We start from the raw sequence: 14,098 nt of genomic DNA, 5'->3' as shown, positions 1-14,098 counted from the left end.
CTAAGTGTTACTTGAAGAGTTTACTAACCCATCGAATTCCTTTTTCAGCCGCTGATGCTATATGTTTTCCTGCGTAACTACCTATAGCTCCACCTACATAAGCTCCAACTGCTGTTCCTGCAGGCCCGGCAAACGATAATAGGGTCCCGCCAACAATAGCCCCCGCTCCTGCAGAGGCAGACTTGATCACGATATTCGATGTGGACACGGCGAGATCTGTTTTGGTTAATGTTCCTTCCTTATACTTGGAAACCGTTTTAACCCCTTCATCCCAAACATTAAGTCCTACGTTGATAGGGAACAGTTTTTTGCTTATCATTGTAGGTATTTTGGAAATCTTCATACCGTATTGACCTTTATTCACACCAGCAATAACATTCCGGGTCCATTGACCGAAGCTGTTGGCTTTGTTGAAACCAAGCCCGATATCACCTACTTTTAATTTACCTGCAAGTCGATCGAAACCCTTCAATCCTTTCATAACCAGACCCGGGCTGCGGAATTGTTTATCCAGTTTCCGTGCCATGTTACTCAGAAAGGAATTCCCCTTTCCCTTCACCCAAGGAGCATTATGGATTTTGGCACGGCTGGAGTTCCGGGGATCTACTTTGAAATGAACCGTTTTGGAGAGTACCATGGATGTAGCCATAGCAGAATATAGTCCTGTTCCAATCAGGCCTACATTTCCATGAATCCCATTCATTTTATTCCAAGACTTACTTCCTTGATCATATATATCCGATAGCGTCGTTTTTACATCTTTCCCAGAAGTGGATTGGCTTGAACTGGTCTGTACACCATGCTCTTGAGATTGATCCGCTTGTGAGAAACGAGTTGCGATGGTATGTAGTTCCGTGCCGATCGCAGAGACTGAGCTAGAAAATCTCTCCATTTGCCGATGAGCCACCTGAAAGTTCTGAAAGAAACGCTCCTGTGTGATTCCTGACCACTGGTCCTGTAACGTACTTATATGTCTGCTTAAATTGTTAATCATGCTACGACTATGTTCCGAAGCTTGAGCAAATTGGTTGGAAATTGCATGAAGCTGCTCAGGCGTTACAATAATCCTGGTCACGACATTCACCTCGTGGAAGATAAAATTAAGAATTTCTACAGATTATGTATAGATCAAAAATGAAATGCTGTGAAATATTTACCCACTAATTTTAAAGGTCGAAACGTTTATTCGCAACGGATAATAAGCAATTGACGCGCAAAACAGTCCTTTGGTCGGGTTAAATATGTGCTCTTCGTAATACTTTGTTCCTGCAAATGGGACGAACAGTATAAACAAAGAAGCCCACAACCTTTTATAAGGGCGTGGACTTGTAAATTTTATTTTGGTCTTAACGGAGGGATATACGTATGAACAATCCTCATCTAGAACGTTTTGGCATAAGAGATCAGTGCCGTAATCGTGATGATGTTCAAGAGCGTTGAGATCAGCACTGTCTGGGCTGCAAAATCAGGTTCGTTATCGTATTCTTCCGCCAGGATGGATGCGTTGACACCTGTCGGCATACCCGAAGCGATAATGAGAGCCTGTGCAGCGATGCCTTCCAACCCTAACATGAGCACAATCGAAATACCGATCGCGGGGCCGATCAGGAGTCGCAAAAATGTGCTAATATACACATCAAGACGGTACAGCCGGATTGGGTATTTTACAATCTGCGCCCCTAGTGTCAGTAATGCTACGGCAACCATACTTTGCTGCGCATAGGTCAGTGGCATGGACAGAAACGTCGGCAAGGGAAGCTTCCACATGTGAAATAGAATCCCCAGCAAGAGCGCATACGGAACAGGCATTTTAAGAAATCCAATAATCACCGCACGGTAATTACCTTTAAGCTTCGCGCCCTGAATGGACAACACGCCATAGGTGAATGTCAGTAATGCCTGTAAAGACATGACCAGCGCCTGAATGGAAGAGGCGAGTGGATCACCGCGGAATACCAGTGCATTAATGGGCAGGCCATAGTTGCCTGCGTTATCCAGCATAATACTGTTGTTGAAGGCAGCCTTCATGCCTTTATTCATCCGGAGAGAACGGGAAACGACTGAACCTATAATATAGAGAATCAATACATAGATTGCGTAAAATAATGTCACAGTCCCGAGCAATTCGCCCGACATATCCGAGTGATACATGCTCATAAAGACGGCTGCGGGGGTAATACAATAGAAATTGATTTTGGCGAGGGTGTACAAGTCCAGCTTGAACACCTTTTGCATCCAGGATCCGACGGCGATCAGGAGAAAAACGGGTAGGACGACTTCAAGCATGATGTCTGCAATCATTAGTTCAGCTTCCTTTTTCATGAAAATTTCATCCGATTTCGAAAATGCTTTGCTTATTATATCATTTTATACACAACCAAATGTGGGAATAGGCTAAAAAAGATCAGGAGGTGTTGCATCATGATTCCAGATCATCTGGATGTTGGTTTATCGATATTGTTTATTGGCTTCAATCCGAGCATTACGTCTGGAGAGACGGGGCATCATTACGCGTACAAAGGAAACCGGTTCTGGCGCATTCTTGAACGGTCGGGATTAACGCCGCGTTTATATGATGCACAGGAGGATGGAGAGTTGCTGAAGCTGGGATACGGATTCACGAATATTGTGGCCCGCCCCACCAGAGGCGTGGAAGATATTACGAAGGAAGAGTACGCAGAAGGACGCCAGATTTTGCGGCAAAAGCTGGAGGACTACCGGCCGGACATCGCCTGTTTTGTAGGAAAAGGGGTATACACCCAGTACAGCAAACGTTCCAAAGTGCAGTGGGGATTTCAGGATGATCCGGTCGTCAAGGAAATTCAGGAATTCGTCGCTCCATCGTCCAGTGGACTCGTGCGCATGTCGATGGATGAGATTGTGGCGATCTATTCACAGCTTGCTGATTTTGTTGCGGACAAGAACAGGGAGAATTAAGAGGAAGAAAGACAGGAGAGGTAAGATAGCAGCAGTAATAGGCTACCACGAAACCTATAGAGAATGTGCAGCGACAATCACAGAATGTTGGTACGCAGAGTTCACCCGGTCGGCTTCGCCGATGAGAAAGAATTCTTTTTTTTGGATAAAGTGAGAGGTTTCGGGAACGGCTTCCGTCTATATAGTACAGAACCATGCATGGAAGCTGTAGAGAAGGGGGATTACATGACTCAACAGATACCGGAGGAGGAGCTTATTGAGCGCATTATTGCAGGGGATAAGCAGTTGTTCTCTGTGCTAGTAGATCGATATAAAAATAAAGTCTACGGCATTATGCGCGGAATGGGTGCGAGTCATCCGGATGCACAGGATCTCGCTCAGGATACGTTTATTCGTATCTATCGCTATCTCCCGTCACGGCGGGAGGGGAGTCGTTTCTCGTCGTGGGTGTACACCATTGCGGTGAATCGGATGCGGGATTTTATACGGGAAAAGAAACCTGTGATGTCTCCGGTCGATCAGGGGATCGAACCTGTCAGTAATGAAACACCGGAGAAACGTGTGCTGCATAAAGAGATGCAGCGTGAAATATATCGACATCTCGAACAGTTGCCTGATTCGTATCGGCTGGTGTTATTACTGAAGTACACAAACGAGTTGAGCTATGAAGAGATTGCGGATGTTACGGGTTTGAGTTCAACCAGAGTGCGTAACGCCCTTTATCGCGGGAAAAAAACGCTGAGGAAGCAGATGGAACGCAAAGGAGGTTTAGCTACGTATGAAGCCTATTTCAAAGGATGAAGATCGGTTGTGGGAAGATCATCTGTATCGAGAGGAGCCGGACTCCGATTTTACGCTGAAGCTCATGCAGAAGCTGGATAGCGTGTCCATGGAAAGTGGCGAAGACGGAAGTCCATTCGTAAAAAAATCCATAAAAGCGCATTGGAAGCGCCGGACGGGGATCGCCGCCGCGGCAGTTGTAATACTTGCCGGAGGGGCCTGGTTTGCTTTTGACCGAACAGCAGAGCCAGCACAACCCGCGGTAAATGCTGTGGATCAGCGGCTTCCAGACATACCTGTACCAGAAGAGATAAGATCTGGTTATCTGACGGACGATTACAAACGTCTGAAACCACTTGATCTTGTAATTAACCCGAATATTCAAATTCTAGATCAGGGGTATACACTCAAGATTAGCGATGTCCTAGTGGATCGTTCACAAATTATTATTATAACAGAACAAAGCAATCCTGAAGGAAGCACAATACCGATTGTTTATCCGGAAATGGGAAGGATTCATATTACAGATGAAAAAGGGAACAGTGTTGCTTCCATGGCGGTGGATACGAGACTTAGCAGTTGGAAGTATCAAAGGTTTGTATTCCAACTGAATGATGATATTCCAGATCACGTATTTGTACAGGGAGAACTAGGTTATTTAAAAATTCCTGATCATTATAATCTTGATACTGGAAAAATTACAGCAAGTAATACAACGGTGGATTGGAGCTTCCAATTCAAGATCGATATGACCAAAGCCAAATTAATGGCTGTTGAGGCTCCCATGAACAACACCTACACCACTCCTGAGGGCTTGAAACTGAATATGACACAGCTTGTACGCACGCCAAACGGGACACGTCTTGACATGAACATCACTCTGGACGATCAACTTCGTGCCAGTGTCGGAGAGAATTGGGCCGATGATATGGACTTCATGTATCATATCGAAATTCCCGAGACGAATGAGTATCGAATTTTTAACGAGAACAAACCCAATGCCCGTCAAGCCAAATTTCGGTTACGAGATATGAGTAAACTGAGTGAGAATAATGATGGTCAGATGAGGCTTTCTGAGACATGGGACCCCGCTTATGTCACGGTGGATGCGAAGAAGATTCGCTTTGTCCTTGATGGCTACACCATCCCGGTGTGGGAGGAGAAGTCCGTGGAAGTGGATTTGGAAAAAATGCGTAAGGATGCTGAGTTCTACACTTACGTACTACAGTTTGAACAATTTGGAGATGAAATTTTGTTTTCCAGATACAATTATTGGCCAGTGCAGCAATCATTAAAGCTACCTGAAAGAAACTTTGAAGGGGTTTCTTCTCTTGTTTTGGAGGGAGTGGGGACATTCCAAAATGATATTAATGGGGATCAATGGGTGGCTATAGATCGTGAAGGAAAGGAGTATCCCGTTGAAGTAATGGGAACTACGAATCAGCCTAACAAAAACGAAGAATACATCGTAGATGATCTCAGGTTGATTATCCATGGTTTTAAAAAAGAAAATGGAACGAAATTCACTTTGAAACGAACCGCAGTTAACCGAGAGGTCCGTGATGTAAATTGGGAAGTGGATCTTCCGTCGTACAGTAGCCTGCCTTGGCTGAAATGATCACTAGTACATTTCTCAGACATGAACTAAATTAAATCTTCGAATGGATGTATAAGGATGGATCGACATATTTAAGTGTGGATGTATAGACATATAAGGATATAAGCCAAATATATAAAAAAAGGCCCTGCATAATGGTATGCGGGGCCTCTTTCGAATGCACCGGACTTTACGGGGAGAGCAAATGCCTAACGAATTCATCTTAAGAACAGAGCGATTACCTTTCCGAATTACGCCGATTCCCTTGGAATCAAGGTGGTCGATAACATTACCGTTTCTTTCGGCGTTCCCGGGCGTTCGATCCGGCGTTGTAAAGCTTCAACCGCACGTTGTCCAAGCTCCTCTTTGCACAGATTAACCGTTGTCAGGGGTGGGGAGGAAGTCACTGCAGAATGTACATTGTCGATACCGATGACAAGGCAATCTTTCGGTGTGGAGATGCCCATCTCCTGTAATTTGTGCATCCACTGCAAGGCAATATCATCATTAACACCAATCCAGGCATCGGGACGTTCGTCATCTGGCATGTTTTGAATGCTAGTGGCTAACTGGTTAACCCATTCCCCGTTCTCATACGGAATATTCCATTCTCTGAAGCTGGTCGTATGACTGGTATCCACATGGAAATGATTCAAGGCCAACTCAATCCCGATCTTCCGCTGCGCGAAGCTTGCAGCACGACCATCATCTGTGATGAGTCCGATCCGTCGGCAATTCATAGACATTAGATATCTCGCAACAGTAATGCCAGCTTCCAGATTATCATGGCTGATCGTATCACAATTCAGCAGCGGCTCCTGATGATCTACGAGAATAATAGGCCGACCCGTCTGAGAGAGGCGTTGCAGAACCGTATGAGGAAAAGCACCCATGACAATAATTCCTGCACAACGTTCCCAGTCCAAATGAGGAGCAATAGCTTTTTCGGGAGAGGTGTTCTCGTCCGTCACTCCGAGTGAGGGAGATACAATGGCATGATGCCAACCACGTTCATTACAAGCGGAGATCATGCCTGACAGAACACGTTGCCAGTAGTGGGGTTCACCGCGGTTAAGCTGATTCATGCATATGAGAACAAACGGGGGATCGGAAGGGTCCGCATGGTTTGCGGCAGTATAACTGTTAGTAGCCCCCGGGGTACTTTGGCGATATCCCAAAGCCCTGGCGAGTTCCAGTACCCGAGCACGTGTCGCTTCACTGACACCCGTCTTGCCACTGAGTGCGCGGGAGACGGCATATTTGGATAATCCGAGCTGGTCAGCCAGCGTCTGAATGGATACTTTGCGTGACATATCATTACTCCTTCGTATGTGAGCGAGCTGCATAAATCCATTGAGATGACCTCTAATAATTGACGATCATCTTCGGACACAGTACACTTACAATAATAATGTTATTATAATTTATCATAACAAAAATAACAATAGAATTGGTCATATAGTCAATCTAAATCATTTCATATACTTCAATTTGAAGGAGACGACATCCATGGAACAGTTCAGATTACCGAAAATCCCTATGCCGCATCTGGAGTTGCCACAAGCTGTGCAGGATATTCTGACTGAGGCGGACAAGCGTTTGCAACATCGACCGAGATTGCTGACTCAGTTTCGTAATTGTTTTCCCAATACGCTGGAAACGACTACGAAGCTGCATGATGATGGGACAACCTTTGTGATTACTGGGGATATTCCTGCCATGTGGTTAAGGGATTCGGTAGAGCAGGTCATGCATTATGTTCCACTTGCGAAGGATGACGAGAAGTTACAGCGAATCATCGGAGGCCTGATCAAAAAACATACATTTTATGCTGATAAGGATATCTATGCCAATGCGTTCAATGAAACGGCGAATGGATGGCATTGGGATGCCAATGATGAGACGCAGATGTCACCATGGGTGTGGGAACGGAAGTTTGAGCTGGATTCTCTATGTTTCTCCATGAAGCTGGCTTATACATATTGGAGGGAGACGGAACTGACGGATATATTCGATGAGCGATTCAAGAAAGTGATGGAAAATATTGTAGACCTGTGGGAGACAGAACAGCATCACGGAGAGCGTTCATCTTACCGGTTCATGCGTCGCAATTGTCCAGCCCATGATACGCTGCGTAATGAGGGGTTGGGTATGCCTGTGAATTATACGGGGATGATCTGGTCCGGATTCCGTCCGAGTGATGATGCCTGTGATTTTCATTATAATATTCCGGCGAACATGTTCGCTGCGGTAACCTTGCGCCAGATGGGGGAAGTCGCGAAGTGGGTGTTCCGGGATGAACAACTGGTGAGCCGGATGGCTCGATTGGAGGAAGACATTCGACATGGCATTTCTCTGTACGGTACTTATCGTCATCCAGAGTATGGACAGATCTATGCCTATGAGACGGACGGTTACGGCAACTTTTGTCTGATGGATGATGCGGGTACGCCTGGGCTGATGTCCATCCCTTATATGGAGTATGCTTCGGTGGAGGATGCTGTGTATCAGAACACACGCCGATTTATTTTGAGTAGGGAGAATCCGTTCTACTATGAAGGGAAGGCAGCCAAAGGGATCGGTAGCCCGCACACCCCGCCGGGATACATCTGGCACATGGCGTTATCCATGCAGGGTCTGACCGCAGACAATGACGAGGAAATGCTGGCCATGATTGAATTGCTGGAGAACACGGATGCGGATACGGGATATATGCATGAAGGCTTCCACGCCGATGATCCCAACACGTTCACCAGACCATGGTTTGCTTGGTCCAACAGCCTGTTCTCGCAACTGGTGTATAAGGCAATGAAGAAAGGGATTTTATAAATGATTTAGTTCAAAAAAGTAACTGCCTGCAAAGTGGCCGTTCCGGTTACGAATCGTTCTTTCGATCGCTGTTATCCCCGGATTTCTTGATCGACTCTTGTAAAGTCGAAATCCGGGGATAAAGGCGAACACTTCGTTTCTTCAGAATCGATTTCGTCCCCTACACTACTTCTGCTATTTGGCATGACCTTTTTTTGACATCATTTTTAGAATAGGAGAGTAGGTAAAAAACAATGAAGCCCAAACTGCTGAAATTGACAGTTTGGGCTTTGTTTAATTGATGTACACAGGCTTTTCTATGTGTTTTTCAGCAGATCGGCGATGAATACTTTCTGGCCTGTGCGTGCGCTTTCGAGGGATGCGAGGACCATAGCCATGCTGAACTGGTTATCGCTGCAATCCGTTTCAGGCAATCGGCCTGATTCGAGTGCAGCGAACATGTCTTCGAGGCAGCCATGATGACCTGTTTTGTCCATGACAGGCAGTTCCGCTTCGATCCGCTCACTTGGCTGGAAAAAGGATGGTTTGCCGTCAGCATCCAGGCTTTGCGTAGCAACCACCTCAGCATAGATGTCATCATGACCATCCCAGATCGCAGTTCCTTTTTCACCCGTTACGCGCCAGCTTGCTTCCCATGATGTGGGTACACCCTCCGCGCACCAGGAGCCGCGATAGTTGAATACGGACCCGTCGGACATCTCAAATATACATAACGCCATCGCATTGCCCTGATACCAGGAACCTGGAGGATTGAACTCGTGGCAGTACACTGATACCGGGTTGGCTCCGAGAATATAGCGTGCCTGATCAAACGTATGTATGGCCATATCGAGCAGCAGCGGGCTATCCATTAGATCCCGGAATCCCCCGAAATGAGGTCCGATGAAGAAGTCGGCTCCTGCGTAACCTACCTGCCCTATAGCTCCGCCGGAAATGAGATGCTGATAGGCGCGGATACGTGGATCGAACCGACGATTCTGCATCACGGCTTGAATATGTCCTGTACTGCGAGAGGTTTGCACAATATCTGTGCAGTCGGAGAAGGACTCTGCGAGAGGTTTCTCGCCAAATACATGACATCCCTCCTTCAGCGCTGTCATGGCAATCCCGTAATGACTCGCCGGAATCGTGACATCGAATACGATATTCGCGCCAGTCGCTTGAATGGCCTCGCGGATATCGGTGAACGTAGGGCAGGTGAGGCCGTGTCTTGTAGCAAAAGCAATGGCTGTCTGTTCATACAGATCAACCAGCCCGACGATTTCTGTATCCGGCCTTTGCAAGGCATAGTCCGCCCACGTGTTTGCCATGGCACCGCAGCCAGCGATAATTACCCGATAAGGATGACTCATCAGCTCATCTCCTTCGTATGGATTGTGTTGTGTAGTACTTTATACCGGATTGGGCACAAAATCGCCGCCGCGACATTGTTTCAAATACCGCAAAGCATGTACCTGTCCTGTCATTTCAAGTTCGTCTTTGTAGACGGGATCATGCCAGCCTTCAATATCAATCGTGCCTTGGTAACCGTTCTGACGCAGAATGGTGATAATGTCTGCCCAGTTGTTATCCCCGAAGCCGGGTGTACGGTGCCAGACAAATTCACGTGGGCCGTGTACGCCGTATTCCTTGACAATATCCCAGGCAATCGTGGCATCTTTGCCATGTACGTGGAACACTTTGTGAGCCCATTTGCGCAGCTGTGGAATCGGATCGATCAGGCTGGACATTTGGTGGCAAGGCTCCCACTCCAGACCAACATTTTCATCTGGGACAGCATCGAACATCATCTCCCAGGCCGTCGGGTTATGGGCAATGTTCCAGTCGCCTGTCTGCCAGGTGCCACCCATATCACAGTTTTCAAAAGCAATGCGTACACCCCGGTCTGCTGCCCGGCGTGCCAGTTCGCCAAATACTTCCTTGAATCGGGGGATGGACTCGTTAATGGGTTGATCGGTTAATCGTCCGGTGAATCCGGAGACGATATCTGCACCGAAGAGCTGTGCATGATCAATGACCCGCTCCCAGCTTGCTAGTGTATCGGCGTTGTCCCCGGCTCCCGTGAGCGGGTTACCAAATACACTCACCGCAGAGATGACAATACCTTGTTCATCCACGATTTCACGGACACGTTTGGCTGTCTCTGCCAGGTCCAGATCACCAGTGGTTTGCCAGAAGGTCAGGTTAAATGATTCGAAGCCATGTTGCATGATCTGCGGGATAACACGGACGGCGTCCTGCCCGCCTACAAGGGTACCGATGAGTAATGATTTATTCATGGTTGTATTTCACTCCAATATTGGCTTATAGTACTTCGTGACACACTCATTATAGCCGTGCATTAATGGGATGGCTCTACACAATCTTGTGTAATATTAGTCGGATCTTGTGAAGAGGGGGAAGAAGTCGTGCTGGATCTGAAAGCGCTTCACGAAAACACCCGAATTGACCATAAATCACATCCATTTCAACTGTTCCAAAATCGATGCTCAGATATGAAAGCGGAAGAATGCATTCTGTATTTGCATTGGCATGAACATTTTGAACTGATTGTCATGCGCAAGGGAAGTGCGCTGTTTCATATTGATAGCAAACCATATGTGGTTAGCGCAGGTGAGGTCATCATCATTCCTGGAGGCACGTTGCATGTGGGGTATGCCTTGGACGAGGGGGATGTGCATTATGATTCTGTTGTAGTTAACCGTGCGCTGTTCCATGATTTCACCCACGATCCCGTGCATGAGCAATATGTCGCGCCGTATCTGGAGGGAAGGGTGAGATTTCCGGTCAAACCGGCAGAGGAAAACATCGCCTGCACAGGCTATTATTCTTTGCTAAATGAAGCCGTGGAAGAAATGGCATTACAGCCCCCGGCTTATCAGCTCGTGGTGAAGTCCAAGCTGCATGCCTTATTCACGCTGCTTGCGCGAACCTTTATGCCGCAGCAGCTGCCGGATCGATCGGTGGGATCGTATTTTCCCAACCGCGAACGTTTCAAACAGTTGATTGCACAGATTGAAGCGGACCCCACAGGTAAGATGTCTGTTACGGAAGCGGCAAGCCATGTTGGACTGAATGCGTATCATTTCTGCAAAATGTTCAAAAAGCTGACCGGACGCACCTTTGTGGAATACGTGAATGGGTGCAGGATGAGTGAGGCCGAACAACTCCTGCAAGGCAGCAGTCTGACCATTACGGAGATCGCCGCCAGAGTAGGCTGCGACAACGCCAATTATTTTACGAAGTTATACAAACAGTACAAGGGCATGACCCCTTCACAGGGGCGGGGGAGAACAGAAGGTTAAGCGAAATTAGTATGCAATCATAATGGCAGTCTCAGATAAAAAGGCATCATGGTGTTTGTATTCCTATACAACTCGCAGTCATGATTATAAGCAGAAGCAGAGCGTACGGCAGTAATTACTGTACTATCAATGTACTAATCACCATACTCCATACTTGGACTTACATCCATGAAGAATAACCCGGATCGAGGCCAACTCAAGGCGTTCTTCCGGGTTGTTTGGATTGCAGAATCAGAATAAAAAGACAGTCCTATAATGTGTACAACGTACTCATTTCATAAATCTGGAGAACAATCTATTCGCCTTTTTGGAGAGATCGTCCATTTTGACATTGGCATGATCGAGCTGATTGTACCCCCATTTGATCGTCTGCAGCATGCGCGGAGATATGGGCGTTCCTTTGATTCGCGGATAGATGTTGTGATAGGCCCAGACGAGATGCTCCCAGCGATTGTCATTGCCGTCCTGAATGTATTCGGATACGTCAATCACTTTCCCGCGCCCGTTCTGAAGAATTACATTTTTTAAATGAATATCACGGGGGTTCAGCCCGCGGCTGCGAACGGCTTCTCGCGCTGCGTCCACATCGAGCATCACCTGCTCGGGGACGGGGATTCCTTTTTCCAAACATTCCAGCAGGGTATCTCCGGGTTCAAAACTGATTACGAGAACATTTCGGCCGCTGCCGTAATAGGTAGGGAAATATGGCAGACCTTTGAGCTGTTCGTATACCTGCTTTTCATTTTCGAGTTTGTCCAAGGCATGATCCGAGTACATCTTGAAGGCATACTGCGGCAAGCCGTCATACGTAAATACAGCTGCATCCGTACCTGTGCCAATGCAATTCAATCCTTCTACATCGCCGATGATGTTCACGAGCTCATTCCGGTCGCTTCCGATGACTTGGATCTGTTGTAATGCTTCTTCCGCCTGGAACCAATCCGGTCGATTCATAGGTGGTGCCTCCTTTTTTGGATATGCCTGTACAGAATTTACGCATAAGTTATAATTTTGAATGGTCCACTGGGCCATCACGCGCGTTGCAATATAAAGATCAGTGTGCATATTCTAACGAACCGTATAAGTCTTATTTTGCTGAAATCGGCAGTTCTGAGAATGTAACGAATCAGAGGCACGTTATTGGCTCGTTTGCACGCTGTAAACACGTGATCCAGCCGGAATGAGACTATATAACGTGTCTGGAGTTCGTTAGATTTGGATCGTGCTGTACATCCATGTAATAAGGTGTATGTGATTCGTTAGAGCTGGGCCCAGACTAGCTTAGCTTCGTTAAAGGTTCGGCCGGTCAAGGCTGCCTTCAACCCTACCGGCAATAGGCACACTACCTCCAACTCTACTGGCAATAGCCACACTACCTTCAACCTATCGGTAACCCTACCGGTCGCTCAACCCGGCAGTTCTCTACAGAAATTTTTAATCCCGCTCTTCAGTTTCAATGTCCTCTTTTTACTGTCCTCTATGAAGTATATTATGCGTTCTGCTCCGCAATTTCATCTTTTGGTGATGTTACTATATAAACGATACGGATCGAATCGGAAACGGTTGCGTCAGAAGAAAATAACGGAAGTGCGCTTGCGGCAATGTTGCCCTGGCTTTATACTGTGAGCATTAAGGGATCTCATGCAGATCCGGCATACAGAAAGGCAGAAATCCTTATGGCACAATACCCGCAATGGTCTTATTCGCAGTCGCGGGCGAGTATGTTCGATGAGTGCCTGCGCAAATATTATTATCATTATTACGGTGCCCATAACGGCTGGAAGACAGACTCTGCTGATGAGATGCAGGTTCGTCTGTACCGTCTGAAACAACTTAGTAATCTGTACCTTGTCTTCGGAGACCTTGCGCATCGGATGTGTGAGTCGGCGGTACGCAGCAGGGAAGAGGGCAAGGATAAGCCGCGTGAACACTTTCTGGAACAGACGATACGCAAACTGCTGAATCAGGCATATGTGGAATCAATGGATGCGGATCAGTGGCGAATGAATCCCAAAAATCGCACGATGCTGTCCGAGATCTATTACGGGGATGGTACGTTGAATGACCGAATCGCGACGATTAAGGAGCGAGCTTCGGCCTGTGTCAGTAACCTGTACCAGACGCTTACGTGGGAGGACTTGTCCCGGGCAAGCACGGACATTCTGGAGATCGAGAAATGGGATACCATGATGCTGCACGATACACGTGTGTATGTGAAGATGGACTTATTGTATCGGCGCAGTAACGGCAATATTGTCATTGTGGACTGGAAGACGGGCAAGGAGGATGATTTCTCTGATCAGCTCATGTTGTACGCATCGTATGTAAGAGAGCACTACCGTGTTCCCTTGGAGCAGATTGAGCTGCGAGTGGAGTACCTGTTAACGGGAAAACACCGGGAGTTTACAGCCACAGTAGAGGATATTCGAAAAGTGGAGGAGAACGTGGGTCGTTACATCGAGGAGATGCGATCCTGCGTGGAGGATGAGTATTACAACCGTCCAAAGGACGTCAGCTATTTCACAGCGATGCCTTCGCACCGGTCCTGCCGGGATTGCAACTTCCGCGAAGTATGCAGTGAACGGGCAGTCTGAAGCGCCATAACCGGATGAACATAAGACAAGGCCTTATCCGAATTGATCTATTTTAT

General features: G+C 47.1%; 12 protein-coding genes. 6 read left to right on the top strand and 6 right to left on the bottom strand.

Annotation, left to right across the window (positions count from 1 at the left end; all coding sequences use genetic code 11):
* Nucleotides 1-7 precede the first annotated feature (7 nt).
* The gene (locus tag ACX9NY_RS17805) at nt 8-1,075 is read right to left on the bottom strand and encodes a WXG100 family type VII secretion target (protein WP_339240092.1); all 1,068 of its coding nucleotides are present in this window, start codon (nt 1,073-1,075) and stop codon (nt 8-10) included.
* Between the two features lie 305 nt (nt 1,076-1,380).
* Nucleotides 1,381-2,301, bottom strand: coding sequence for an AEC family transporter (locus ACX9NY_RS17800; RefSeq protein WP_339242935.1), 921 nt, complete (start codon nt 2,299-2,301; stop codon nt 1,381-1,383).
* Between the two features lie 120 nt (nt 2,302-2,421).
* Here ACX9NY_RS17800 and ACX9NY_RS17795 point away from each other — a divergent pair, with 120 nt between their 5' ends.
* The 3 genes from ACX9NY_RS17795 (at nt 2,422) to ACX9NY_RS17785 (ending at nt 5,335) form a co-directional block, all read left to right on the top strand.
* On the top strand, nt 2,422-2,937 hold the full coding sequence (locus tag ACX9NY_RS17795) for a mismatch-specific DNA-glycosylase (RefSeq protein ID WP_124117162.1): 516 nt from the start codon (nt 2,422-2,424) through the stop codon (nt 2,935-2,937).
* A gap of 225 nt (nt 2,938-3,162) precedes the next feature.
* Entirely contained in the window at nt 3,163-3,738 is a 576-nt protein-coding gene (locus tag ACX9NY_RS17790; RefSeq protein ID WP_472474105.1) for an RNA polymerase sigma factor, read from the top strand.
* Nucleotides 3,716-5,335: a hypothetical protein gene (locus tag ACX9NY_RS17785; RefSeq protein ID WP_472474103.1), complete on the top strand. Its 1,620-nt coding sequence runs from the start codon at nt 3,716-3,718 to the stop codon at nt 5,333-5,335. Before ACX9NY_RS17790 ends, ACX9NY_RS17785 begins: the two co-directional genes overlap by 23 nt.
* Before the next feature lie 230 nt (nt 5,336-5,565).
* On the opposite strand, the gene ACX9NY_RS17780 is transcribed toward ACX9NY_RS17785, so the two are convergent.
* A complete protein-coding gene (locus ACX9NY_RS17780; RefSeq protein WP_472474101.1) occupies nt 5,566-6,627 on the bottom strand; it encodes a LacI family DNA-binding transcriptional regulator in 1,062 nt (353 codons plus the stop codon).
* 196 nt (nt 6,628-6,823) lie between these two features.
* On the opposite strand from ACX9NY_RS17780, the gene ACX9NY_RS17775 reads away from it, so the two are divergent.
* On the top strand, nt 6,824-8,143 hold the full coding sequence (locus ACX9NY_RS17775; protein ID WP_472474099.1) for a glycoside hydrolase family 125 protein: 1,320 nt from the start codon (nt 6,824-6,826) through the stop codon (nt 8,141-8,143).
* A 296-nt stretch (nt 8,144-8,439) separates the two neighbouring features.
* Here ACX9NY_RS17775 and ACX9NY_RS17770 read toward each other — a convergent pair whose 3' ends face one another.
* Both ACX9NY_RS17770 and ACX9NY_RS17765 read right to left on the bottom strand, forming a co-directional pair.
* Entirely contained in the window at nt 8,440-9,495 is a 1,056-nt protein-coding gene (locus tag ACX9NY_RS17770) for a Gfo/Idh/MocA family protein (protein ID WP_472474097.1), read from the bottom strand.
* 39 nt (nt 9,496-9,534) lie between these two features.
* Nucleotides 9,535-10,422 carry a sugar phosphate isomerase/epimerase family protein gene (locus tag ACX9NY_RS17765; RefSeq protein WP_472474095.1) on the bottom strand — a complete coding sequence of 296 codons (888 nt, stop codon included), beginning with the start codon at nt 10,420-10,422 and terminating at the stop codon, nt 9,535-9,537.
* Nucleotides 10,423-10,551: 129 nt separating this feature from the next.
* On the opposite strand from ACX9NY_RS17765, the gene ACX9NY_RS17760 reads away from it, so the two are divergent.
* Entirely contained in the window at nt 10,552-11,448 is an 897-nt protein-coding gene (locus tag ACX9NY_RS17760; RefSeq protein ID WP_339259257.1) for an AraC family transcriptional regulator, read from the top strand.
* A gap of 270 nt (nt 11,449-11,718) precedes the next feature.
* On the opposite strand, the gene ACX9NY_RS17755 is transcribed toward ACX9NY_RS17760, so the two are convergent.
* Nucleotides 11,719-12,402 carry a serine/threonine protein kinase gene (locus ACX9NY_RS17755; protein WP_192132923.1) on the bottom strand — a complete coding sequence of 228 codons (684 nt, stop codon included), beginning with the start codon at nt 12,400-12,402 and terminating at the stop codon, nt 11,719-11,721.
* 722 nt (nt 12,403-13,124) lie between these two features.
* On the opposite strand from ACX9NY_RS17755, the gene ACX9NY_RS17750 reads away from it, so the two are divergent.
* On the top strand, nt 13,125-14,042 hold the full coding sequence (locus tag ACX9NY_RS17750; RefSeq protein WP_472474092.1) for a PD-(D/E)XK nuclease family protein: 918 nt from the start codon (nt 13,125-13,127) through the stop codon (nt 14,040-14,042).
* Nucleotides 14,043-14,098 lie beyond the last annotated feature (56 nt).

The organism is Paenibacillus sp. CB74 (assembly GCF_055687625.1).
The sequence above is the reverse complement of the archived record's forward strand: the minus strand, read 5'-3'. Positions and strand labels throughout refer to the sequence as shown.

Bases quoted from the DNA above. Each gene is read 5' to 3' on its own strand.
- ACX9NY_RS17750 (WP_472474092.1), top strand. From the start codon at position 13,125: ATGGCACAATACCCGCAATGGTCTTATTCGCAGTCGCGGGCGAGTATG.
- ACX9NY_RS17770 (WP_472474097.1), bottom strand. From the start codon at position 9,495: ATGAGTCATCCTTATCGGGTAATTATCGCTGGCTGCGGTGCCATGGCA.
- ACX9NY_RS17785 (WP_472474103.1), top strand. From the start codon at position 3,716: ATGAAGCCTATTTCAAAGGATGAAGATCGGTTGTGGGAAGATCATCTG.
- ACX9NY_RS17775 (WP_472474099.1), top strand. From the start codon at position 6,824: ATGGAACAGTTCAGATTACCGAAAATCCCTATGCCGCATCTGGAGTTG.
- ACX9NY_RS17790 (WP_472474105.1), top strand. From the start codon at position 3,163: ATGACTCAACAGATACCGGAGGAGGAGCTTATTGAGCGCATTATTGCA.
- ACX9NY_RS17795 (WP_124117162.1), top strand. From the start codon at position 2,422: ATGATTCCAGATCATCTGGATGTTGGTTTATCGATATTGTTTATTGGC.
- ACX9NY_RS17800 (WP_339242935.1), bottom strand. From the start codon at position 2,301: ATGATTGCAGACATCATGCTTGAAGTCGTCCTACCCGTTTTTCTCCTG.
- ACX9NY_RS17765 (WP_472474095.1), bottom strand. From the start codon at position 10,422: ATGAATAAATCATTACTCATCGGTACCCTTGTAGGCGGGCAGGACGCC.
- ACX9NY_RS17780 (WP_472474101.1), bottom strand. From the start codon at position 6,627: ATGTCACGCAAAGTATCCATTCAGACGCTGGCTGACCAGCTCGGATTA.
- ACX9NY_RS17755 (WP_192132923.1), bottom strand. From the start codon at position 12,402: ATGAATCGACCGGATTGGTTCCAGGCGGAAGAAGCATTACAACAGATC.